The sequence below is a fragment of the Mariluticola halotolerans genome, from assembly GCF_021611515.1.
Lineage (GTDB): Bacteria > Pseudomonadota > Alphaproteobacteria > Rhizobiales > Devosiaceae > Mariluticola > Mariluticola halotolerans.
The window spans coordinates 2019359-2040256 of the sequence record NZ_CP090960.1 but is presented as its reverse complement, the minus strand read 5'-3'; the positions used below and the strand labels follow the sequence as shown (position 1 = coordinate 2040256).

The window sequence follows — 20898 nt, the reverse complement described above, 5'->3', positions numbered from 1 at the left end:
CGTTCAGGGACGTCGAAGTCTCTGCTGACCAGGCGTCTGAGTTTGGTGACTATCTAAAAGATTTTAATGCCATGGTTCTATCCATGGCCACCTACAACGCCAATCCGACCGCCGAAAATGCGCAGTTGACCATCGAATGGATCGATGATGTCGGCACCAATGATGCTGAAGGTCTGGCCAAGTTCGAAAGCACGCCGGCAGCACTTGAGACAATTCGCGAAATCGAGGTCTACGCTGCCAATTATGAAGACGCCTTCGCCCGGGTCGCAGCGATCATTGATGAACGCGCCGCCATTGCCGCAAGCATTGTCGCCAATGACGGACAATTCCGCGAAGCGCTGGTGCAGTTGCTCGAAAACGCCAAGGCCGCCGGTAATCTCGATATCGCCGTACGCGCCGGCATGAGTGCGCAAAACGGCATGCTGATGCAACAGGCGGCCGACCGCTATTTGCAAAGCGGTGCCGAGGCTGACTATCAAACGGTGATGGATGTCGCAGACGAAACCAGTGCGGAGCTGGCGGCGATGGTCGCTGTCTCGTTTTCCACTGGCGTCAAAAGCCAGATCGGCATTGTCCAGACGAATATCGAAAGCATGCGCGGTTTGATCTCGCAGGTAAAAGATACAATTGAGCGGCAGGCCGCAATCAATGCTGCCGAGATAAACGTTCTGGCCGACAATCTACGTGTCGCCTATGACGAACTGTCAGCTGTGATCAGGCAGAGCGAAGCTGACGCAGTCAATACGGGCTCGCAGGTAGTGCACGCCACCCAGGTGGCGGTAGCAGCCGTCAGTGTCGGGGCCCTCGTCATCGGCATCGCGCTGGCGCTGATTACCGGGCGTTGGCTTTCCTCAGCCATTGGCAATATGTCCGCCAGCATGCGCCGTCTCGCCGATGGCGACCTTGATGTTGAGCTGACCGGTGCTGAACAACGCAACGAGCTCGGCTTGATGGCTCAGGCACTCGAAGTCTTCCAGAACAATGGCAAGGCCATGCGTTCCATGGACGCGGAAAAGGAAGCCGAGCGTGTTCGCGAAGCCGCCGAGCAGCAGCGTCGTGCCGACATGCAGGCCGAAATGGCCCGCGTTGTGGCCGCCGCCGCCGAGGGCGATTTCACCGCGCGTATCGAGCAGGTCTATGATGACGAGGAGCTCGATACCATCGTGGCAAGCCTCAACGGGCTCATGCGCAGTGTGGATGACGGTCTTGCAGAAACCGGCACGGTCATGGCCGCAATGGCGCAAGCGGATATGACCCATCGCGTTAATGGTGACTATAAGGGTGCCTTTGCCCGCCTTCGGGATGACACCAACACCATGGCTGACAAGTTTGCCGACATTCTCGGTCAGTTGCGTGAAACCTCACGCGCGCTGAAAATGGCGACCGGCGAAATTCTCTCCGGAGCCAATGACCTGAGTGAGCGCACCACGCGTCAGGCCGCGACCATCGAGGAAACCACAGCCGCGATGGAGCAATTGTCCGCCACCGTGCTCGACAATGCCCAGAAGGCGGAAGGCGCGGCGGAAAAAACCGGCATTGCCGCACGTATGGCCGAACAGGGTGGCGAAGCCATGCAACAGGCCACCAAGGCGATGGAGCGGATCACCACCTCATCGTCAAAGATTTCCAACATTATTGGCATGATCGATGACATCGCCTTTCAGACCAATCTGCTCGCACTGAACGCTTCGGTTGAAGCGGCCCGTGCGGGTGAAGCGGGCAAGGGTTTTGCCGTGGTCGCGGTGGAAGTCCGGCGCCTGGCCCAATCCGCCGCCGAAGCCTCATCCGAGGTCAAGGCACTGATCGAGCAAAGTGCCAATGAGGTCAGCGATGGGTCGGGTCTGGTATCCGCCGCTGCCGGCAAGCTTGAGGAAATGCTGCAGGCAGTCCAGGAAAACAGCCACCTGATGCAGGGTATTTCCAGCGCCAGCCGCGAACAGTCCTCATCGATTGGTGAAGTTGGTGCGGCTGTCCGCCAGATGGATGAGATGACCCAGCATAACGCCGCTCTTGTCGAGGAAATCAACGCCGCAATCGAACAGACCGAGTCTCAGGCCTCCGATCTGGATCGTATCGTCGATATCTTCAAAATCGACGGCGCACAAAAAACGTCACAGCCTGCACCGGTCAGTGTGCCGGAAAATGGCGTCCGCAAATTGCAGGAAAAAGTCACGCGTGTCGCAAAGACTTATCTCAGCCAGGGCAATGCGGCGGTCGATAGCGACTGGAATGAATTCTAGCGTTCAGCATCGTCCAGCAAAGCAAATTAAAAAAGGCGTCGTTTGCGGCGCCTTTTTCTTTTTGTCACTTGTGCCCGCAACGGTGCCACCCCATATCCCGGTCATGTCAAAAACCCCCGATTATTCCATTCTTGACCTGGTCCCCATTTCTGAGGGGTCGAGTGCCGTCACCGCGCTGACGCAGACCACCGACCTCGCCCGTCTGGGTGATGATCTGGGTTACAAGCGTCTCTGGTATGCCGAGCACCACGGCATGGCCGCCATTGCTTCATCATCACCGGAAGTGCTGATCGCGCATGCGGCGGCCAAAACCCGCCGTATCCGCATCGGGTCGGGCGGTGTCATGCTGCCCAACCATGTGCCCTTGCGCGTCGTGGAAACCTATCGGACCCTCGCCGGGCTTTACGATAACCGTATTGATCTTGGGATGGGCCGGGCAGGGGGCACGGATCAGCGCACCCTCAAGGCCCTGAATTCCTTCGGCGGCGAACATTTCGCCGAGCAGGTCGCCGAGATGATGGCCTTCGAAAGGGGCCGGTTCCCCGAAGGCCACCCCTATGCTCAGGTCAGTGTTGTCCCCGATGAAATTCCGCTGCCCCCAATCTGGATTTTGGGGTCGTCAGGTGCCAGCGCACAATTCGCGGGACAATATGGGTTTGGGTACGCCTTTGCCGCGCATTTCTCCAAAACCCCTGCGGGTCCCGCCTTCGCCGATTACCGGGACACTTTTGTGCCCTCAACAGCCTTTCCCAAACCGCACACCATTATCTGCCTCGCCGTCGTCGTGGCACCAACCCAGGAAGAGGCCGAATGGCGTGCCGGATCCATCAAGCTGATGTGGCGCAATCTGCATGCGGGCGAACCCGATCGCATCCCCAGCCCTGAAACGGCCGCCGCCTATCAATATACCCCCCATGAGGAATTGGCGCTGGCGAGCCAGATGCAATTGGTGATCACCGGCACGCCCGACACCGTGGCTGAGCGCATTCGCGCAGCGGCCGCAGCAGCGAATGCCGATGAGGTGATGATCTCGGCCAATATGCACGGCCACGCCCAACGCCTTGATGCATTCCGGGGTCTTGCAACAGCCCTCGATATCCCGGCCACCCCAGCATAACAGGGCTTGCCTTTCTAGCGATTCTGACGGCATAAATCCGTTGTCGGCTGACAAGAAGATATCCAAATCCCCGCAGCCGGTTTCATTGAACAGGGACACATAAACCGGATGCCTGAGCGGGCAGAGCCGGGTTTGTTTTGCGCAAACTCTGCTTGAGGTTTCTGCTTTCCAGTCGATTTCAGGGGTGCTGCATGCCGAATTCCATCAACGCTCAACTGACCTGGGGCCAGGAGCTGCGCGCCACATTGGTGCTGGCCTGGCCGTTGATTATCGCGCAGGTCGCGGGAATTTTGCTGTTCACCACGGATGTGTTGATGATGGGCTGGCTGGGGCCGACCCACCTTGCCGCCGGCACGCTGGCCACCTCATTATTGCACCCGATCTTTCTGGGAGGGCTTGGTGTGGTCACCGCGACAGCACCGATGATTGCGCAGGCCATCGGCGCACGCCAGAGCCGAAGTGTGCGCCGCACCGTCCGCCAGGGTTTCTGGGTCGCCACACTGCTCGCTGTTCTCATTGCCCCGCTGCTCTATAATGCAGAGCGCCTGTTTCTCGTTCTCGGCCAGGACCCTGAGGTCTCGGCGCTCGCCCAGGGTTATTTGTACTTCGCCGTCGGTGCCGTCTGGCCCGGCCTGTTGATCGTGCCCTTGCGCTCGCTTTTGCAATCGCGCGGCAATACCACGATCATTCTTTACATCACCGTGGCCGGCATTTTCGTCAATGCGCTGGGCAATTACGCGCTGATCTTTGGCAATTTCGGGTTCCCCCGGCTGGAATTGGCAGGGGCGGGCATTTCCACCAGCTTCGTCAATTGGGTCATGGCGCTGCTCGCCTTGCTCTTCGTCCTGTTTCACAAGCGCTACCGGCGGTTTCATATTCTGGTGCGTTTGTGGAAACCCGACTGGCAGCGTTTCCGCGACATTTTCCGCATTGGCATTCCCATCGGGCTGACGCTGATGGCCGAAGTCGGCATGTTCGGTGTGGCGGTGATCATGATGGGCTGGATCGGCACCAATCAGGTCGCCGCTCATGCGGTTGCCGCCCAGTTTGCCGCCATTGCCTTTATGGTGCCGCTCGGTCTGTCTCAGGCGACAACGGTGCGTGTCGGGCTCGCTGTGGGGTCGGGCCATCCCGAAGGGGTCCGCAAGGCCGGCTGGACATCGCTCTGGCTGACTCTTGCTTTCATGGCAGCCACCTGCGCCCTGTTCCTTCTGGCGCCGGGCGTTCTCGTGCAGCTGTTCCTTGATCCACTCAAACCCGAAAATGCCATCAGTTTTGGTCTTGCCATAGCCTATCTTGGCGTTGCGGCACTGTTTCAGCTCGTCGATGGCGCCCAATGCATTATGGGGGCGGCCCTGCGCGGCATGAGCGACACCCGCATTCCCATGGTGTTCGCGCTTGTCGGCTATTGGGTTATTGGCCTGCCCGTTGGTTATGTGGCGGGGTTCACATTCGGTCTTGAAGGGGTGGGTATCTGGCTGGGGCTGGCCAGCGGGCTGACCGTGGCCGCCGTCGCGCTCACCATTCGTTTTGCCCTGCGCGAAAGATTGAACTTGATGAGCAAGGCCGGGGCCGCTGGGTGAAGGGCTGGGCGGTCAGAGCATGCCTGCCGCCGCAAGTCCCTGCCAGACGATCCACAGACCAACCACCATCACAACACCGGCAAACACATAGCGCAATGCATGACGGTTTTTGCCAAGGAGCTTGCCAATCATCGCGCCTGCTACGCCACCCACCGCACCACCGGCGATGAACATTCCGGCAATCGGCCAGTCGACCAGCCCGGATATTGCATAATTGGCAGCAGTCGTCGCCCCGAAGGCGGCAACCGCGACCAGCGATGTGCCAATGGCAAAGCTCAAGGGCATGCCGGTTGCAAAAATCAAACCCGGCACAATCAGAAATCCGCCGCCAATGCCGAAGAACCCGGACAAGGCGCCAACCCCGAAACCTGCAGGGATCAAACGGGGCAGCAAAGCACTTGCAGTTTTGGAGGTGAGGCGGATTTCAGGGTCGCCCTCACCATTTTGCCCAAACAGCATGGCCAGGCCCACAATCAGCATCAGCAGGCCGAACAGCAATAACAAGCTGTCGCCTTCAACGATCTTGGCAATGCTGGAGCCGGCAAATGCGCCGATAATGCCGGTCACGGAAAAGACCGCCGCGCAGGGCCATTTGATTTTGCCAGCCCGCCAGTGCGGCACCAGATTGGCAATGGCGGTCAGCGCTACAGCCATGGCGCTTGTGCCCAGCGCCATATGGGTTGAGCCGATGCCCACCACATAAATGAGAAGCGGCACCGCCAGAATAGAGCCGCCGCCGCCCACAAGGCCAAGAACCAGTCCAACGATAGCACCGGAAAACGGCGCCAGAATTTCCGTGGGGATCACTTTTCCTCCAGGCAGAAAACTTCATACAAAATCGTCATCAGTCTTTCGGTCCTCTCATCGGCGATGCGATACCAGATGGTCTGGCTGTCGCGCCGGGTTGCCACGATATTTTCGGTCCGCATGCGTGCCAGGTGTTGCGAGAGTGCTGACTGGCTCAGGCCAACTTCGCCGGCCAGCGTCGTCACATTCATTTCGCCCGCGCCGGCCAGTTTGCATAAAATCAGCAGACGTTTGTCATTCCCCAGCGCGCGCAAAAGAGTGGCGACCTCACCGGCCTTTTCTTCCAACGCGCGAAAATCGCTATCCAGCATAATGCTGACTCCTTAAATGAGTACTTGCTAAATTAGTTTCGATACATATATAAGTCAAGTAGAATGAAACGAGGGAGAAACGCCATGACGGCCCCTAACCCACAAATCGATGCCTTTTTCGATGAGGCGACGAATACCATCTCCTACCTGATTTCCGACCCTGCAACTGGTATGGCAGCTGTTATAGATCCTGTTTTGGACTATGACCACGCCTCTGGCACCGCCGATACGCGTTCTGTCGAACACATTCTTGGCTTCGCCAAACAGCGCGGGCTCAACATCGCCTGGGCACTCGAAACCCATGCCCATGCCGATCACCTGTCCGGTGCCCCTTTCTTCAAGGCGCAAACCGGCGCGCAGATCGGCATTGGCGAACATATCAAGCAGGTTCAAACGATCTTCCGTCCTGTTTTCAACGCGACCGATCTCAAGACCGATGGCAGCGATTTTGATCATCTTTTTACCGACGGCGAACACTTTGCCATCGGTGGCCTTGACGTCGAGGTGCTCTATACGCCCGGCCATACACCCGCCGATATCAGCTATCGCATCGGCGATTCGGTGTTTGTCGGGGATACTCTTTTCATGCCCGATTATGGCACCGCGCGGGCAGACTTCCCCGGCGGCGATGCGAAGCTGCTTTATCAGTCCATTCAAAAGCTGCTGACCCTGCCCGACGACACCCGCCTGTTCATGTGCCACGACTACAAGGCGCCGGGGCGCACCGAATACGCCTGGGAGACGTCAGTGGGCGAACAAAAAAACAATGTTCACCTCAAAGACGGCGTGACCGAGGCGCAATTCGTTGCCATGCGCGAAGAGCGCGACGCAACGCTCTCTGCGCCCAGACTTTTGCTGCCCTCTATCCAGGTCAACATTCGGGCCGGGCGGTTCCCCGAGGCTGAACAGAACGGCGTGCACTATTTGCTCGTGCCGGTGACGGCCAAGCAAGGTGCAGGCCAAACCAAAAATCTGACTGCCAGATAAGCCATAGGAAATACAAAATGAGTTTTTCTAATATCAAATCCATGTTTCTGGGGCCCGAAAGCAACAATGCCGGTCCAGAAACCATCTCCGCCTCGTCGGCTCTCCAGTTTCATGGCGATGCTGAAACGGTCTTCGTTGATGTCCGCTCGCTTGGCGAGATCATGGCATCGGGCACCGTTGCCGGAGCCGTTCGCGCACCATTGCCGGAATTTTCCGATCATGCTGCCGCTGATGGCTCCAGCAGCCTGCCCGCCGCCAGTGCCGGCACACGCATTATCTGCGTTTGTGCATCGGGTGCCCGCTCCGGCGCAGCCGCCCAGCAATTAGTGGGAATGGGGTATACCAATGTCGCCAATCTGCGCGGTGGCATCGGGGCCTGGCTGCAGGCCGACGGCCCGGTTGAGCGCTGATAGCTACCTCAACGGTGAGCGCCGTCAGATACTGGCTGTGCTTGCGACAAGCTGATAAATATGGTGCGCACGCAAGACCGTGCGCGCCCTCTTGCACTTCTTGCAAACTCCGCCTATAACCCGCGCTTCTAAACCGGATCGCCCGGCCGAAAGGCATGCCGTGGCGATCTATAATGCTCCGGTCAGAAATGGCCTATTAAGGAACAGCAAAATGCCCAAGATGAAGACCAAGTCGGGCGCCAAAAAGCGCTTCAAGATGACGGCTTCCGGTAAGGTGAAGGCTGGCGTTGCCGGCAAGCGTCACCGCCTGATGAGCCATGATTCCAAATATATCCGCACCAATCGCGGCACCAAAGTACTCTCCGATGCCGATGCAGGCATCGTGAAGAAGTACATGCCGTATAACCGCTAACGCCAACAAAGGAGACACCATATGTCCCGCGTTAAAAGAGGCGTTACCGGTCACGCCCGTCACAAGAAGGTCTTGAAGGCAGCCGAAGGCTATTACGGTCGCCGCAAGAATACGATCCGCGTTGCAAAGCAGGCTGTCGAAAAAGCCGGCCAATACGCTTACCGCGATCGTCGCGTCAAAAAGCGCAACTTCCGCGCTCTGTGGATCCAGCGTATCAACGCTGCCGTTCGCGATCACGGCCTGACCTATGGCCGATTTATCGACGGCCTCAGCAAGGCTGAGGTTGCGGTTGATCGCAAGGTCCTTTCCGACCTGGCAATCCGCGAGCCTGAAGCATTCGGCGTTCTTGTCGCCAAGGCAAAGGCAGCTCTCGGTTATCTGGAAAGCGTTGAAAAAACGACGCACGATCGGATTCCGGCGTAGCACCTTAAGTCTCAGTCAAGCTGAGGCCAGATTTTGAGCCTTGCGCCGGCCCCAGGGCTAGCGCGAGGCTTTTTGCGTCTATACAACCCGCACTTGAGACTTCCCCGCTGAAAACGGAATATCCGCTATGCCCACTGCCGACCTCGACACCCTCAAGGCTGAAATCACCACAGCCATCAACGCCGCCAGCAATGAACAGGCGCTCGACGCCGTTCGTGTGGGCGCGCTGGGCAAAAAGGGCTCCGTCTCGGCGCTCCTCGCAACGCTGGGCAAAATGACCCCGGAAGAGCGCAAGACCGCAGGCCCCGCCATTAATGGCCTGAAAAACGAACTCGCCGGGCTGATCGATGCCAAAAGCGCTGAACTGAAAACCAAAGCGCTTGAAGCCCGGCTTGCCGCCGAGCGTGTTGATGTCACCCTGCCGGTGCGCCCCGCTGCAACGGCACGTGGCCGCATCCATCCCGTCTCCCAGGCACTCGACGAAATCACCGCCATTTTCTCCGATATGGGTTTCTCTATTGCCGAAGGCCCCGATATCGAAACCGATTACTATAATTTCACCGCGCTGAATTTCCCCGAAGGTCATCCGGCCCGCGAAATGCACGACACCTTCTTCTTCAACGAAGGGCCCGACGGCACCCGCAAACTCTTGCGCACCCACACATCCCCGGTGCAGATCCGCACCATGCAGCAGGCCAATGAGAAGCCGCCCGCCGCCTGGATGACCCCGTCCCAGACCCCGCCGATCCGCATCATCGCGCCCGGCCGCACCTATCGTTGCGACAGCGACCAGACCCACACCCCGATGTTCCATCAGGTCGAAGGCCTTGTCATCGACAAGACCTCGCATATCGGTCAGCTGCGCTGGATTCTCGAAGAATTCTTCAAGGCCTATTTCGAGGTCGATGAAGTGAAAACCCGTTTCCGCCCGTCCTTCTTCCCCTTCACCGAACCCTCGATGGAAGTCGATGTCCAATGCGACCGCTCGGGTTCGGAAATCAAGATCGGTGAGGGCAGTGACTGGCTCGAAATCCTTGGCTGCGGCATGGTCCATCCCAATGTCATCCGCATGGCCGGGCTCGACCCCGATGAATATCAGGGCTTTGCCTGGGGCATGGGCATTGATCGCATCGCCATGCTGAAATACGGCATGCCGGACCTTAGAGCCTATTTCGACGCCGACCAGCGCTGGCTCGACCATTACGGCTTCCGCCCGCTCGACCTGCCGACCCTGTTCGGGGGGCTGAGTTCGTGAGCAACAACAAGCCGTCGGCAGCAGTTTTTGCGAGAACGCCGGCGACTGACGTTAAAGAGACCGCCCGTGGTAACCGACCAGTGCTATACCGGAGCTGATCATGTGGTTCGATGACTGGACATCGATGGGGCAGATCGTCATCAAGGCCGTTATCGGCTTTGCGGCGCTCGTTTTTCTGCTGCGGATCGCCGGCAAGCGCACGATCGCCAAGCTCAATGCTTTCGATCTGGTGCTGGTGTTCACGGTTGGCTCCATTCTGGCGACGACCATTCTGAACACCCAGACCACCATTTCCGAGGGGCTTTTGGCTTTGGCGCTGCTGGTGGGGTTGCAATGGCTGACCGCATGGCTGACCACACGTTCCGCAGGTTTCCGCACGCTGATAAAATCGGAGCCAACACTTTTGGCCTACGAGGGCAAGCTCTTGCACGCCAATATGCGGCGTGAGCGGATTGCCGAGGTCGAATTGCATGCGGCGCTGCGCCAGCATGGGGTGCATAATATCGCTGAGACGAAAGCCGTCGTGCTGGAGACAGAGGGCGAAATTTCCGTGCTCAAGGCCGGTGGTGGTGATCCGTCTGCCTCTCTCATTGCGTCCGGCGTGAATGTCGATGCGGCGAAAGAGGGTAACAAATGATCCATACCTCGGCCGACCCCGTGACCTTCATTGTCACCGACATTGAAACCGATGGCCATTCGCCGCTGCGCAACTCCATGCTGAGTTTCGCCTCGGTCGCTGTCGGTTATGATGGCACGGTGCATGGCGAGTTCGAGGCGGTGCTGGAAAGGCGTGAGGGGCGGCAGCCCGATCCGCGCACCATGGAATGGTGGCAGGGTTTCCCCGAGGCTTATGAAGCGGCAACTACCAATCCCGAAGACCCCCAAACCGTGATGCTGCGCTATGCCGACTGGATTGAATCAATCCCCGGCAACCGTGTCTTCTGCGCTGCGCCCATCATGTTCGATGGCCCCTGGATGGATCATTATCTGGATACATTCGCCGACACCCGCGCTTTGGGCGGCCCCTATACCGGGCGGCAATTGTTTCGCGGCGGCGGCGTTTGTCTTTACACCATGGCCGGTACAATGCGCGGCCAGGATTATCTCAACTGGGGCATGCAGCGCGCACCCGCCGACTGGTACGGCCACATCCCCCACACCCATAAGGCCATTGATGATGCCCGCGGCTTCGCCAATGTCCTTGTCAAACTGTTTGAACTGAACGGGCAATTGCCCAAAATCGAAAACGCAACAGGCGCATACTGATGAAATTCACCCTGGACTGGCTCAAGGATCACCTCGAGACCACAGCGAGCAGCACCGAAATCGTCGACACCCTGACCATGATCGGCCTCGAAGTCGAAGAGCTCGAGGATCAGGCCAAGGCGCTGCAGGACTTTACCGTCGGCCATGTGCTTGCAGCCGAACAGCACCCCAATGCCGATAAGCTCAAGGTCTGTCAGGTTGATACAGGCACCGGCGATCCGGTCAAGGTCGTCTGCGGCGCGCCCAATGCGCGTGCGGGCATCAAGGTGGTTTTCGCCAAACCCGGCACCTATATTCCCGGCCTCGACATCACCATTCAAAAAGGTGTCATCCGCGGCGAGGAAAGCCATGGCATGATGTGTTCGGGCCGCGAACTCATGCTGTCGGATGATCATGACGGCATTATCGAACTGCCCGATGATGCGCCCATCGGCATGACCTATCCCGAATATGCCAAGATGGATGGTGTGGTCATCGATGTGGCCATCACCCCCAATCGCGGCGATTGCACCGGGGTTTACGGCATTGCCCGCGATCTCGCCGCCACCGGTCTTGGCAATCTCAAGGATGCCGCCATCCCGCAGACCGCCGGCACCGCCGGGCCCACCCCTGCCATCGAATTGCGCTTTGACGATCAGGCAAATCCGGCCTGCCGCATGTTCGCCGGTCGCCTGATCAGGAACGTCAAAAACGGCCCGTCGCCGGAATGGCTGCAACAGCGCCTGATCGCCATTGGCCTGCGGCCCATCAATGCGCTGGTCGATATCACCAATTACATCACCTATGACCGAGCCCGCCCGCTGCATGTCTATGATGCCGACAAGCTCAAGGGCACACTCCATGCGCGCATGGGCAAGACCGGTGAAAAATTCCTCGCCCTCGACAACAAGGAATATGAAGTCGACGAGACCATGTGCGTCATCGCCGATGAATCCGGCGTCATTGGCCTTGGCGGCATTATCGGCGGGGAAAGCACATCGAGCGAAGAGGGCACCACCAACGTCCTCATCGAATGCGCCTGGTTCGATCCCAATGTCATCGCCTCGGCGGGCCGCAAGACCGGTATTGTGTCCGATGCCCGCTACCGCTTCGAGCGTACGGTCGATCCCGAATTCGTGCGCCCCGGCATGGATCTGGCCACCAAAATGGTGCTGGAAATCTGTGGCGGCGAACCCTGCGACATCACCATTGCCGGCAATGTCGAAGGCCCCGAAACTATTATCGATTTCCCCCTCGCCGAAATCAGCCGCCTGACGGGTCTCAATGTCAGCGCTGGCGAGGTCAAGGCCATCCTGACCCGGCTGGGTTTCTGGATGTCGGGTACTGGCGACACGGTTAAGGTCGCCGTCCCCTCATGGCGTCCCGACGTCACGATGAAGGCCGATCTGGTCGAAGAGGTTATGCGCATTGTCGGTGTCGATCAGGTCCCGGTTGATCCCTTGCCGCGCCTCTCCGGTGTCGCCCCCAAAATGCTGACCCCGATCCAGAACCGCCGCCGCATCGCCCGCCGGGCGCTGGCCGCACGCGGTCTCGATGAGGCGATCACATGGTCGTTCATTTCAGCCGATCAGGCGGCAAAATTCGGCGGCGGTGCGCCCGAACTGAAACTGGCCAATCCCATAGCCGCTGATCTGACCGACATGCGCCCCTCGCTGCTGCCCGGTCTTTTGGCGGCTGCCGGCCGCAATGCCAATCGCGGTTTCCCCGATGCGGCGCTATTTGAAGTCGGCCAGATTTTCCTCTCCGATCAGCCCGAAGGCCAGCATACCTATGTCACCGGCATCCGCACCGGCACGGCCGGTCTCGATGGCGCGGGCCGGCACTGGCGCGGCAATGCCGCACCGGTCGATGTGTTTGACGCCAAGGGTGATCTGGCCGCCGTGCTCGATGCACTGGGGCAGGATATCGACAAGGTTCAGGTCGTCGCCGAACCCGCCGCATGGTCCCATCCGGGCCGGGGCGGTCGTCTGCAGCTGGGCCCCAAACTGATTCTCGGCTGGTTCGGTGAAATCCATCCAGCGCTTCTGGCCGATCTCGATCTTGATGGCCCGATAGCAGCTTTCGAACTTGATCTCGATGCCTTGCCGCTGCCCCGTCAAAAGGGTGCCAAGACAAGGCCACCGCTCAACCTCTCCGATCTGATGCCGCTAAGCCGCGATTTCGCTTTCGTCGTTGATAGCAAAATCGAGGCGGCCAGCATCATCAAGGCGGCACAGGGTGCCGACAAGAAGCTGATCACCGGGGTCAATATCTTTGATCTCTATGAGGGCGAGCATGTGGGTGCGGGCAAGAAATCCGTCGCCATCGCTGTCGCCATCCAGCCAACCGGCAAGACGCTGACCGAAGAGGAAATCGACAAACTCTCCGCGTCCATCGTCGCCGCCGTTGAAAAAGCCACCGGCGGAGCCTTGCGCACGTAATGGCCGATCTGGAGCCCATCGCCTCCTTCTGGCATGGCCCGCTCAGCTGGCTGGAGCGGCTCTCGATTGCCTCCTTCGTTCGGCAGGGCCATCCCTTCCACCTTTATAGCTATGAGACGGTGGAAGGCCTGCCCGAGGGGGCCGAATTGCGCGATGCCAATGACGTGCTGCCGCGATCTTCCCTGATGTTCTACAAGGGCCACGGCACACCCGGCGTCTTTTCGGACTGGTTCCGCATGGCCTTGATGCAGCAATCGCGCGGCATCTGGGCCGATTGCGATGTCTATTGCGTCCGCCCGCTCGAAGGACTGGACGACTACATCTTTTCTTGGGAACGCCCCGGCTCGATCAATGGTGCCGTGCTGCGCATCCCCGCCGACGCGCCTTTGCTCAAGGACCTGATCTCGATCTTCACCGAGACAAAGCGCCCCTTGCTGGAGCCGCACCTGCCCCTGTTCCGCCGTCTGGAAGTGGCTGGCAAGCGTCTGGCCGGACAAAGGGTTGGCCCCGAATATATGCAATATGGCGCCACCGGCCCGTTCATGCTGACCTATTATGTCCCCAAGCACCGGCTTGTCGAAAAGGTCCAGCCCGCCGAGGTGTTCTATCCGGTCCCCTATACCGGCATCCCCCCCTTGATGCAGGCGGGCAGTTCCATTGATAATCTGATCACCGATCAAACCCGCGGCGTCCACATCTGGCGCAGCCAATTGACCCGGCGCGGCCGCGCCGATATCGCCCAGCCCGAACCCGGCAGCGCCCTCGCCAAACTCTGTGCCCGCGAAGGCATTTCCTTTACCGAGTGACCTGTCTCTTCCCACTCGTGGGGGAGAAGAAACAAGTCAGCGCATTTCCCGCTCATCGTCATCCCCGCGCAGGCGGGGATCCAGTGCGCCGCGTCGGCGGCGCGAAAAAGCCTTGCGCGGGCAGGACTGCCCGCTGCTGGATCCCCGCCTGCGCGGGAATGACACTGTGGCCCCTATCCTCATTCTGAGCCCGTCGAAGGATGGGCCCCAAACGTAAAAACCCCCACCCCTACGACAATCTCAGGGTGAGGGTTTCAATGAGGACAACGGCGCGAAACCCGAAGGCTCCGCGCCAAAATCAAAAGCCTATTTCGGCCCCAGCATCAGCTCAGGCCGCACAACTTCGTCAAACTCCGCTTCGGTCACAAAGCCAAGCCCCACCGCTTCTTCGCGCAATGTCGTGCCGTTCTTGTGCGCGGTCTTGGCAATCTTGGTGGCATTGTCATAGCCGATCTTGGGTGCCAGTGCTGTCACCAGCATCAGGGAGCGTTCCATCAGCAGCTTGATATTGTCTTCCCGCGCTTCAATCCCGACCACACAGCGATCAGTGAACGAACGCGCGCCATCCGCCAGCAGCCGCACCGATTGTAGCAGGGCATAGGACATGACCGGCTTATAGACATTGAGTTCAAAGTGCCCCTGGCTGCCCGCAACGGTAATCGTGGTCTGGTTGCCGAACACCTGGGCACAAACCATGGTCAGCGCTTCCGCCTGGGTCGGGTTCACCTTGCCCGGCATGATCGAGGAGCCGGGTTCATTTTCGGGCAGCTGCAATTCGCCAAGGCCCGAACGCGGCCCTGACCCCAGAAAACGAATGTCATTGGCAATCTTGAACAGCGAGGTCGCAACCGTGTTCAGCGCCCCATGGGCATAGACATAGGCGTCATGCGCGGCCAGCGCTTCAAACTTGTTCGGCGCGGTACGGAAGGGCAGGCCGGTAATATCGGCAACGGCGTCGGCAAACTGCTCGGCAAAGCCGATCTTCGCATTCAGCCCGGTGCCGACAGCAGTGCCGCCCTGCGCCAGATCAAACAACCGCTGCAACCCTTCGCGGACCCGCTCAATGCCGAATTCCACCTGCGCCACATAGCCGGAAAATTCCTGCCCCAGCGTCAAGGGCGTCGCATCCTGGGTATGGGTGCGGCCAATCTTGACGATGTCCTTGAACGCATCCTGCTTGGCCTTCAGCCCGTCGCGCAAATGCTCGAGCGCCGGGATCAGCGTCTTGGAAATCTCCACCGCCGCCGCGATATGCATCGCCGTGGGGAAAGTGTCATTAGAGGACTGGCCCATATTCACATGATCGTTCGGGTGCACCGGGTCTTTCGAGCCCATCTTGCCGCCGAGAATTTCAATGGCGCGGTTCGAGACCACTTCATTGGCATTCATGTTCGACTGGGTGCCCGAGCCGGTCTGCCACACGACAAGCGGAAAATGATCGTCGAGCTTGCCGGCAACCACTTCTGCGGCAGCTTCCTGCATGGCGGTGCCCAGTTTCTGGTCGAGCACGCCAAGGGCCACATTGGTGCGGGCCGCCGCCTGCTTGATCACGCCGAGCGCCCTGATGATCGGCACCGGTTGGGTTTCTGTGCCAATCGGGAAGTTCATCAGCGACCGGGCCGTCTGCGCGCCATAATATTTATCGGCCGGCACCTCGAGTGCGCCAAAACTATCGGTCTCTGTGCGAAAAGTGCTCATGAATGTCTCCTGCCATGGCCCAAACGGATCGGCCCCAAAACTGTTGCCGCTTGCATACTGCATGCGCATCCATTCGTCCATAACACAAGCAATCGCCGGGGCGTCCTGACCGGCTGCGCCAGAAACCAGACATGCAAATGGCACCCCGAGGGGTGCCATCAAATCGCGTGTGATCTGCTTTTGGCTATCAGGCCATCAGCGCTTCAAAAACAAGGCCCGCCATAAACGACCCGCCAAGTGCAAAGGCCACATAGGCGAAAAACACCTGTTTCTTTGCCAGCGCCCACACGGCAATGGCCGCCGGAATGCTGGTCACGCCACCGGCCACCATAAAGGTCAGGGCCGCACCCGGGGCCATGCCCTGTTGCAGCAAGCCCCCCATCAGGGGCAGGGCGGCATAGCCATTGAGATAGGCCGGCACACCCACAAGCGTTGCAAGCGCAATCGGGGCGACACCTTCACCGCCCAGCGACTGACTGATCCATTCAGCCGGCACGTAAGCGAGCATCAGACTTTCCAGAACAAAAGCCAGCAACAACCACTTGCCAAGAAACCAGCCATTCTTGAGCGCGGCCTCGCGGAACTTGACGACCCGGTCCCCATCACGCCAGAACGCCCATGCAATGGGTTTGGGCTGACGTACCGAAGACGCGCCACAGCCGCCATCCCCAACACCTTCACGTAAAGGGTCGGCATAAAGAGAAAACCGCCCCAGCCACATGATGCCGAACCCGCCGAGCAACCCCACGCCAATAGCGGCAATGGTCTTGGCGACGGCAAAATCCACCCCCAGCACAGCGCTTGTCATGACGAACATTGACGGGTCCATGATGGGCGAGGCGAGCCAGAAGGCCATCACGGGTGCCAGCGGCACGCCCATGGTCAAAAGCGCGGCAATAATCGGGATCACACCGCAGGAACAGAACGGCGACAGCGCCCCGAACAATGCCGCCGTGAACACCATCATGGTCGTCCGGCCCTGAAAGACCTGCGCAATGAGATTGTCAGCCCCGCTTGCCCCCACATAGGCGGCGATGCCGATGGAGAGCACCAGAAACGGTGCGGTACTCAACAGGCTCCCGATCGCCGCGCCAGCCGTTGTCGGCACCTGTTGCGGAACAAATATCGCAAGCACTGCAAATATGGCGATGATCGCCAGGAAAACCCGGTCGATTTTACCGAGCCGATTGCGCCAGTCGGGGCGGGATGTGGCTTGTGTGAATGCCATGATATTTATCCTATATCACTAGAAATATGGTTATATTTGCTCAAAAAAATAGGCTCAGGCGACGTTCTCGTTTGCAAGGGGTGCCACACCGGCACAGCACGAATCAGACAAAAAGCCCATCAGGCCATTCATGACCCCGTAATTGGCCCGGTTGATAATCTCGCGCCCGATCCGCTCCTGAACCACGAGATCCGCCGCCACCAGAGCAGAAAGGTGATGCGAGAGGGTCGAAGGCGGCATGCCAAGATGCGCGCCGATATCCCCGACATTGAGGCCCGGCTCTCCAGCCGTTACCAGCAGCCGGAAAATGTTCAGGCGCACCTCATGTCCGAGCGCCGAAAGCGCCTTTGCCGCGATTTTCTGGTCCATGTTCATGGGTGTCAATATAACTATATTTCTAGTTTTGTAAATATGTTTATTGCGCGAGAAAAATGTTGCCGCCATCATGGGCATGCGTTCGAGTGTATCGATTGGGATAGGACGGGAGAGTAAGCATGGACGAACTTTCTGGTTTCCTCATTGCGGCGGTCGCGCTCACGGGCAGCCCCGGTCCAAACACGCTCAGTCTGGCAGCGGTCGGCGCGGCATTCGGCTGGCGGCGGGGAATTGGCTATATGGCGGGCCTTTGCCTCGGCATGGTCTTTGTCATCGCCATCGTCGGAACCGGCACGATCAGCCTGGTGTTTGCCGTGCCCGGCGCAGCTCAGATCATTGGCATGGTCGCTGCCGCCTATTTCATCTGGCTGGCATGGCGCATCGCCAGCGCGCCGCCGCTTTCTCAAAATGCAGGCACCGGCAAGCCGCCATCATGGATCTCAGCGATTTTTGTGTCGCTCTCCAATCCAAAGGCTTACGCCGCCATGGCGGCGACCTTCTCCGGCTTTGTATTGATTGCCGACAATCTGGCCGCCGACGGGCTGGTAAAAGCAGCCCTGCTCGTCGCCGTGATTATTGGTGTCAATATTTTGTGGCTTTTCGCCGGGGCCTCGCTCACCCCGTTCTTGCGGGTGCCGCGGTCCAGCCGGATCATCAATGTGGGTTTTGCCGTAGCGCTCGTCATCTCGGTAAGTCTGGCGCTGCTGCTATAAACCGCGGGACGCCGAAGCGCCCCGCGAAAAGTCACTATCAGGTTCTAGCGCAACCAGCCCTGCGGGCGCGGATGCAGTTCCATCTGCCCGTTCTTGGTCGCCTCATCAATCGCCTTGATCTCGTCATCGCTCAAATCAAGATTGTCGAGCACGCCCAGATTGTCCTTGAGCTGTTCCAGCGTACGCACCCCAATCAGCGCCGAGGTCATTTCCTTGCGCCGCAACACCCAGGCCAGCGCCAGCTGCACCATGGATTGCCCGCGTGCCTTGGCAATCTCGGAAACCTTGTCCACCGCTTCGAGCACGTTCGGCTCGATATGGCTCTGGCGCAGGGTGGTATTGGTATTGGTCGCCCGCGTCCCGTCCTTGTCGCCCTTGTTGTATTTGCCCGACAAAACGCCTTGCGCTAAAGGCGAAAATGCGATCATGCCAATGCCAAGGTCACCACAGGTGTCGATGGTCTTGTCATTCTCGATCCAGCGGTTGAGCATGGAATAGCTCGGCTGGTGAATGGTGCAGGGCACGCCCATTTCCTTGAGAATCCGGTAGGCCTCTCGGGTCTCTTTTTCCGGATAGCTGGAAATACCCACATAAAGCGCCTTGCCTTGCGCAACGATAGAGGCAAGCGCCCCCATGGTTTCCTCAAGCGGGGTCTCGGGGTCATAGCGGTGCGAATAGAAAATATCGACATAGTCGAGCCCGAGCCGTTTAAGGCTCTGGTCGCAGCTCGCCATCAGATATTTGCGCGAACCGAATTCGCCATAAGGCCCCGGCCACATCAGGTAACCGGCCTTGGAGGAAATGATCATCTCGTCGCGATAGGGCTTGAAATCCCGCGCCATCACATAGCCGAACAATTCTTCCGACGATCCCGCCGGCGGGCCGTAATTATTGGCCAGATCGAAATGGGTCACGCCCGCATCAAACGCATGGCCAAGAATTTCCATGGCGCTGGGATAGTCCCGGTTGCCGCCAAAATTCTGCCAAAGCCCCAGCGAAATCACCGGCAGCTTCAGCCCCGAACGGCCTGATCTGCGGTATTGCATTGCGCCATAGCGCGCTGGATCAGCACGATAAGTCATGTTGTTCTCCCTCAAAACTGGTTGGAAAGGCGACCGGAAACCGCCACTGAATCACCCAAATAATTCTGCCACGTATTAACGATAAAACGCAAGTCATCCGCCACCCGCGCCGTCACTGGTCTTTATCTTGGCATAGCCCCATCTGCGATGATAGATAAGCGCCCATGAAAACTGTTGCTCAAAGCGCCGGCCCGGTCAAAGTCGCGGCCCTTTATAAATTTGTGGCCCTGCCCGATTTCGAGGCTCTCCAGCCAGAGATTGCGGCTTTTTGCGAGGCCCGCCACATCCGCGGCACGCTTTTGCTCGCGCCTGAGGGCATTAACGGCACCATCGCGGGCACGCCCGAAGCCATCGACCAGCTGGTCGCCTGGCTCGAAGACGGCAATCTCTTCGGCGGGCGTTTCCGTAACGCCGAAATAAAATATTCCGCCGCCGAGACCATGCCATTCTATCGCATGAAAGTGCGTTTGAAGGCCGAGATCGTCACCCTGCGCGCGCCCGAAGCCGATCCGTCCAAAAAAGTCGGCACCTATGTCGAGCCGGAAAACTGGAACGACCTGATCGCGCAGGAGGATGTCGTTCTCGTCGATACCCGCAATGATTACGAATATGAAATCGGCACGTTTGAGGGCGCCCTCGATCCGGCGACCAAAACCTTCACCGAATTCAAAACCTATGTGACCGAAAATCTCGATCCGGCCCGCGACAAGAAGGTCGCCATGTTCTGCACCGGCGGCATTCGCTGCGAAAAGGCTTCGTCCTATCTGCTATCCAAAGGCTTTGAGGAGGTGTTCCACCTCAAGGGCGGCATTCTCAAATACCTCGAAAAAGTGCCGCAGGAAAATTCCAGATGGCAGGGCGAATGCTTCGTCTTTGATGAGCGCGTCTCGGTCAAGCACGGTCTTGAAGTTGGCGAGGCGGAACTCTGCCGCGCCTGCCGTCAGCCCCTGATGCCCGCCGACCGCGCCCATGCCGATTTTATCGATGGGGTGCAATGCGCCCGCTGCGCCGGGGAGGGGGGCGACAAGGCTCGCCGCGCCGCCGCCCGCCAACAGCAGATCGAACTCGCCGCCGCAAAAGGCCTCGCCCATTTGGGCGATGATGCCCAAAGCGCAGCCCTTGCCCGCGCCAGGGCCAAAAAAGCCAAACGCCAGGCCGACCGCGCCCGCAATCTCGCCAATAAGTAAAATCAGATCTGTTAAGCGGCCGGGGGCGCCTTCCGGTCATCCAGCAATAGATACATGTTTGTCTGGCTCACCCAGCGCCCGTGCTTCTTGCCCGCTTCCGGCAGCGTGCCTGCATGCACAAACCCGAATTTCTCATGCAGTTTGATCGAGAGCACATTATCGGTGTCGATCACAGCCACCATCATGTGCCGCCCTTGCGCCCGCGCAATATCGATCAATTCGGTCAAAAGCCGCTTGCCCAGCCCGTGCCCTTGCGCTTCGGGCAGCAGATAAACCGAATGCTCGACGGTCAGGTCATAGCCGTCGCGACCGCGATAGGTGCCAAAAGCGCCATAGCCGATCACCCGTCCGTTAGCGTCCTCTGCCACCAGAACGGGAAACCCCGCCGCCATGCGCTCGTGAAACCATTTGGTCCGGTCGGCCAGTGTGTCCTCACGGCTGATCCAGATCCAGCTCAATCGGCGCACGGCATCATTGTGAATTTCAAGCAGCGCCGGAATATCATTCTCTGTGGCAGCACGAATGGTCATTTATGGACTTTCAGCAAAATTGACCGGCAAGGACTAAACCAGAATTTG

21 protein-coding genes are annotated in these 20898 nt (G+C 59.0%); 14 read left to right on the top strand and 7 right to left on the bottom strand.

The annotated features are described in order from the left end of the window. Positions 1-83 precede the first annotated feature (83 nt). From L1P08_RS09755 to L1P08_RS09745, 3 genes are all read left to right on the top strand, one after another. Entirely contained in the window at positions 84-2240 is a 2157-nt protein-coding gene (locus L1P08_RS09755; RefSeq protein ID WP_303616832.1) for a methyl-accepting chemotaxis protein, read from the top strand. A 103-nt stretch (positions 2241-2343) separates the two neighbouring features. Beyond that, a complete protein-coding gene (locus tag L1P08_RS09750) occupies positions 2344-3357 on the top strand; it encodes an LLM class flavin-dependent oxidoreductase (protein ID WP_303616831.1) in 1014 nt (337 codons plus the stop codon). Positions 3358-3548: 191 nt separating this feature from the next. Next, positions 3549-4940 (top strand): MATE family efflux transporter, encoded by a 1392-nt coding sequence (locus L1P08_RS09745; protein WP_303616830.1) that lies wholly within the window; start codon positions 3549-3551, stop codon positions 4938-4940. Between the two features lie 12 nt (positions 4941-4952). Here the strand turns inward: L1P08_RS09745 and L1P08_RS09740 are convergent, their stop codons facing one another. Further along, positions 4953-5747 carry a sulfite exporter TauE/SafE family protein gene (locus tag L1P08_RS09740; RefSeq protein WP_303616829.1) on the bottom strand — a complete coding sequence of 265 codons (795 nt, stop codon included), beginning with the start codon at positions 5745-5747 and terminating at the stop codon, positions 4953-4955. Beyond that, complete coding sequence (locus L1P08_RS09735; protein WP_303616828.1) at positions 5744-6058, bottom strand: ArsR/SmtB family transcription factor; 315 nt, start codon at positions 6056-6058, stop codon at positions 5744-5746. Before L1P08_RS09735 ends, L1P08_RS09740 begins: the two co-directional genes overlap by 4 nt. 84 nt (positions 6059-6142) lie before the next feature. Here L1P08_RS09735 and L1P08_RS09730 point away from each other — a divergent pair, with 84 nt between their 5' ends. The 9 genes from L1P08_RS09730 to L1P08_RS09690 all read left to right on the top strand — a co-directional run bounded on the left by L1P08_RS09730 (position 6143) and on the right by L1P08_RS09690 (position 14037). Further along, positions 6143-7045 carry an MBL fold metallo-hydrolase gene (locus L1P08_RS09730; RefSeq protein WP_303616827.1) on the top strand — a complete coding sequence of 301 codons (903 nt, stop codon included), beginning with the start codon at positions 6143-6145 and terminating at the stop codon, positions 7043-7045. A gap of 17 nt (positions 7046-7062) precedes the next feature. Beyond that, positions 7063-7455 carry a rhodanese-like domain-containing protein gene (locus L1P08_RS09725; RefSeq protein ID WP_303616826.1) on the top strand — a complete coding sequence of 131 codons (393 nt, stop codon included), beginning with the start codon at positions 7063-7065 and terminating at the stop codon, positions 7453-7455. Positions 7456-7666: 211 nt separating this feature from the next. After that, positions 7667-7867, top strand: a complete 201-nt coding sequence (gene rpmI / locus L1P08_RS09720; RefSeq protein ID WP_303616825.1) for a 50S ribosomal protein L35 — start codon at positions 7667-7669, stop codon at positions 7865-7867. A gap of 21 nt (positions 7868-7888) precedes the next feature. Continuing rightward, the gene (rplT, locus tag L1P08_RS09715; RefSeq protein ID WP_303616824.1) at positions 7889-8290 is read left to right on the top strand and encodes a 50S ribosomal protein L20; all 402 of its coding nucleotides are present in this window, start codon (positions 7889-7891) and stop codon (positions 8288-8290) included. 127 nt (positions 8291-8417) lie between these two features. After that, entirely contained in the window at positions 8418-9545 is a 1128-nt protein-coding gene (gene pheS, locus L1P08_RS09710) for a phenylalanine--tRNA ligase subunit alpha (protein ID WP_303616823.1), read from the top strand. A gap of 100 nt (positions 9546-9645) precedes the next feature. Further along, positions 9646-10182: a DUF421 domain-containing protein gene (locus tag L1P08_RS09705; RefSeq protein WP_303616822.1), complete on the top strand. Its 537-nt coding sequence runs from the start codon at positions 9646-9648 to the stop codon at positions 10180-10182. Beyond that, complete coding sequence (locus L1P08_RS09700) at positions 10179-10811, top strand: 3'-5' exoribonuclease (RefSeq protein WP_303616821.1); 633 nt, start codon at positions 10179-10181, stop codon at positions 10809-10811. The genes L1P08_RS09705 and L1P08_RS09700 overlap by 4 nt, the downstream gene beginning before the upstream one ends. Beyond that, on the top strand, positions 10811-13231 hold the full coding sequence (gene pheT, locus L1P08_RS09695; RefSeq protein ID WP_303616820.1) for a phenylalanine--tRNA ligase subunit beta: 2421 nt from the start codon (positions 10811-10813) through the stop codon (positions 13229-13231). The genes L1P08_RS09700 and pheT overlap by 1 nt, the downstream gene beginning before the upstream one ends. After that, a complete protein-coding gene (locus L1P08_RS09690; RefSeq protein ID WP_303616819.1) occupies positions 13231-14037 on the top strand; it encodes a hypothetical protein in 807 nt (268 codons plus the stop codon). The genes pheT and L1P08_RS09690 overlap by 1 nt, the downstream gene beginning before the upstream one ends. Positions 14038-14343: 306 nt before the next feature. Here the strand turns inward: L1P08_RS09690 and fumC are convergent, their stop codons facing one another. From fumC to L1P08_RS09675, 3 genes are all read right to left on the bottom strand, one after another. Further along, on the bottom strand, positions 14344-15735 hold the full coding sequence (gene fumC / locus L1P08_RS09685; protein WP_303616818.1) for a class II fumarate hydratase: 1392 nt from the start codon (positions 15733-15735) through the stop codon (positions 14344-14346). Between the two features lie 187 nt (positions 15736-15922). After that, a complete protein-coding gene (locus tag L1P08_RS09680; protein ID WP_303616817.1) occupies positions 15923-16963 on the bottom strand; it encodes a permease in 1041 nt (346 codons plus the stop codon). Between the two features lie 54 nt (positions 16964-17017). Beyond that, the gene (locus L1P08_RS09675) at positions 17018-17332 is read right to left on the bottom strand and encodes an ArsR/SmtB family transcription factor (RefSeq protein ID WP_368077106.1); all 315 of its coding nucleotides are present in this window, start codon (positions 17330-17332) and stop codon (positions 17018-17020) included. A 125-nt stretch (positions 17333-17457) separates the two neighbouring features. Here L1P08_RS09675 and L1P08_RS09670 point away from each other — a divergent pair, with 125 nt between their 5' ends. Beyond that, positions 17458-18051, top strand: coding sequence for a LysE family translocator (locus tag L1P08_RS09670; RefSeq protein ID WP_303616816.1), 594 nt, complete (start codon positions 17458-17460; stop codon positions 18049-18051). Between the two features lie 44 nt (positions 18052-18095). On the opposite strand, the gene L1P08_RS09665 is transcribed toward L1P08_RS09670, so the two are convergent. After that, positions 18096-19133: an aldo/keto reductase gene (locus tag L1P08_RS09665; protein ID WP_303616815.1), complete on the bottom strand. Its 1038-nt coding sequence runs from the start codon at positions 19131-19133 to the stop codon at positions 18096-18098. A 164-nt stretch (positions 19134-19297) separates the two neighbouring features. Here L1P08_RS09665 and trhO point away from each other — a divergent pair, with 164 nt between their 5' ends. After that, the gene (gene trhO / locus L1P08_RS09660; RefSeq protein ID WP_303616814.1) at positions 19298-20320 is read left to right on the top strand and encodes an oxygen-dependent tRNA uridine(34) hydroxylase TrhO; all 1023 of its coding nucleotides are present in this window, start codon (positions 19298-19300) and stop codon (positions 20318-20320) included. Between the two features lie 11 nt (positions 20321-20331). Here trhO and L1P08_RS09655 read toward each other — a convergent pair whose 3' ends face one another. Further along, positions 20332-20850 carry a GNAT family N-acetyltransferase gene (locus L1P08_RS09655; protein WP_303616813.1) on the bottom strand — a complete coding sequence of 173 codons (519 nt, stop codon included), beginning with the start codon at positions 20848-20850 and terminating at the stop codon, positions 20332-20334. Positions 20851-20898 lie beyond the last annotated feature (48 nt).